Source organism: Kitasatospora putterlickiae (assembly GCF_039527695.1).
GTDB lineage: Bacteria > Actinomycetota > Actinomycetes > Streptomycetales > Streptomycetaceae > Kitasatospora > Kitasatospora putterlickiae.
Map to the genome: position 1 here is coordinate 1 of NZ_BAAAKJ010000231.1, position 2,242 is coordinate 2,242.

Annotated in this window: 2 protein-coding genes; one reads left to right on the forward strand and one right to left on the reverse strand. The window is 75.2% G+C overall.

Annotation, left to right across the window (positions count from 1 at the left end):
- Positions 1-151 (forward strand): FG-GAP repeat domain-containing protein (locus ABD308_RS39750; protein WP_425554833.1); only part of this gene is annotated, 151 nt, incomplete at its 5' end.
- An 80-nt stretch (positions 152-231) separates the two neighbouring features.
- Here ABD308_RS39750 and ligA read toward each other — a convergent pair.
- Positions 232-2,242, reverse strand: a 2,011-nt coding sequence (ligA, locus tag ABD308_RS23220; protein ID WP_344338184.1) for an NAD-dependent DNA ligase LigA, incomplete at its 5' end; no start/stop codon positions are given.

Sequence of the window (2,242 nt, forward strand, 5' to 3'; positions counted from 1 at the left end):
CTTCACCTTCGCCGGTGTCGCGGACTACACCGGCGACGGCAAACCCGACGTCGTCACCCGCAACGACGGCAACGGCAACCTCTACGTCTACCCGGGCAGCGGCGGCACCGGCCAGGTCACCACCGCCCTGGAGATAGGCAACGGTTGGTGACCCGCTGAGAGACGGTGGGCCGCCCGGGCACGGGCGAGGACAGGGCGGGCCCACCGGAGGCGGACCGCGTCGCCGCGGCGCTACGGCAGGTAGGCGGCGACGCGGTCGGCGAACTCGTCCGGGGTGAGGATCGGGATGCCGAGCGTCTCGGCCTTCGCCCGCTTCGAGCCGGCCTTCTCCCCGGCCACCAGCAGGGTGGTGCGGCCGGACACCGCGGACGAGGCCTTGCCGCCGGCGCGCTCGACGAGCTCGTTCATCTCGTTGCGGGAGAGGGCGGCGAGCGGGCCGGTCATGCTGCCCGTGACGACGACGGCCTGGCCCGTGAGCGGGCCGGCCCCGGCCGGCCGCGCCTCGCCGTCGCCGCCGACCGCGTTCTCACCGGCGACGGCGTCCGCGGCGGCGTCCGCAGCGGCGGCCCGCGCCAGGGGTTCGGTGACGGCGGTGCCGACGTCCTGGGCCGCGAGCTTGTCGAGGAGGGGCGCGAGGTCGGCGAGTTCGGCGACGATGACGCGGGCCTTCTCCGCGCCGATGCCGTCCACGGCGGCCAGCGTCTCGGCGTCGGCGGCGCGCACGGCGGCCATGGACCCGAAGTGCGCGGCGATGCGGCGGGACATGGTGCGCCCGGTGCCGCGCACGCCGAGCGCGCAGAACACCCGGGCCAGCGGGCGGCTGCGGGCGGTCCCGATCGCGGCCAGCAGGTTGTCGGTGCTGGTGTCGCCCATCCGTTCCAGGGCGAGGAGCTGGTCGCGGGTGAGGGTGAACAGGTCGGCGATGTCGGTGACCAGGCCCGCTTCGACGAGCTGGACGGCGCGGGTGCGGCCCAGGCCTTCGATGTCGAGCTGGTCGCGGCCGGCCGCGTAGACGACGGACGCGACGGCCTGGCAGTCGCGGCCGCGGGTGCAGCGCCAGCGCTGCTCGCCGGTGTCGACGGCGTCGCCGCAGCGGGGGCAGGCCTCGGGGAAGGCGATCGGCCGCTCCTCGCCGGTGCGCTGGTCGACGAGCGGCGCCTCGACCCGCGGGATGACGTCACCGGCCCGGTAGACGAAGACCTGGTCGCCGATCCGCAGGTCCCGCCGGGTGATGTCGGCGGGGTTGTGGAGGGTGGCGTAGGTGACGATGACGCCGTCGATCTCGACGGGTTCCAGGACGGCACGCGGGGCGATGATGCCGGTGCGGCCGACGTTCCACTCGACGTCGAGCAGCCGGGTGACCTTGTGCTCGGCGGCCAGCTTGCGGGCCACCGCCCAGCGCGGGGCGCGCGACCCGGTACCGGCGTCGCGCTGGTCGGCGGCCGAGTCGGCCTTAACGACCACGCCGTCGATGCCGAACGGCAGCGAGGCGCGCAGCGCGGCGATCTCCTCGATTCGCCGCTGCACGTCCTCCGGGGTGGCGCAGCGCCGCGGGTGGGCCGGGGTGGTGGCGGCGGTGTTCGCCCCGAGGGCGGCGAGCCGTTCCAGCAGGGCGCTGTGGCCGAGGTCCTCGTCCAGGCCGACGGCGCCGTAGGCGTAGAAGGTCAGCTCGACGCGGTAGGGGCGGTCCTTGGCGCGCAGGGTGCCCGCCGTGCCGCTGCGGGGGTGGGCGAACGGGGTGGCGCCGTGCTCGGCGCGCAGGCGGTTGGCGTGCCCGAACTGCTCGTGGGTGAGCAGGACCTCGCCCCGCAGTTCGACGTCGACGGGTTCGGCGAGCGCGGCGGGAAGGCCTAGGACGGCGTCGGCGGCGTGGCTGATGTCCTCGCCGGCCAGGCCGTCGCCGCGGGTGAGGAGTTGATGCAGGCGTCCGGCGCGGTAGCGGGCGGCCACCGCCATGCCGTCGAGCTTGGGCTCCACGCACCAGGCGGTCACCTCGCGGCCCAGGTTCCGCTCCAGCCCGGTGACCCACTTCGAGAGTTCCTCGGCGGAGAAGACGTTGTCCAGCGACAGCATCGGTACGCTGTGCGGGACGTCGCCGGTGACCGCGCCGCCGGCGACCTTGCCGGACGGGGAGTCGCTCAGCACCTCGTCGGGGTGGGCGTCCTCGTAGGCGGTGACGGCCCGCAGCAGGGCGTCGTACTCGTCGTCCCCCAGCGGGGTGGACCCGTCGCCGTAGTAGGCG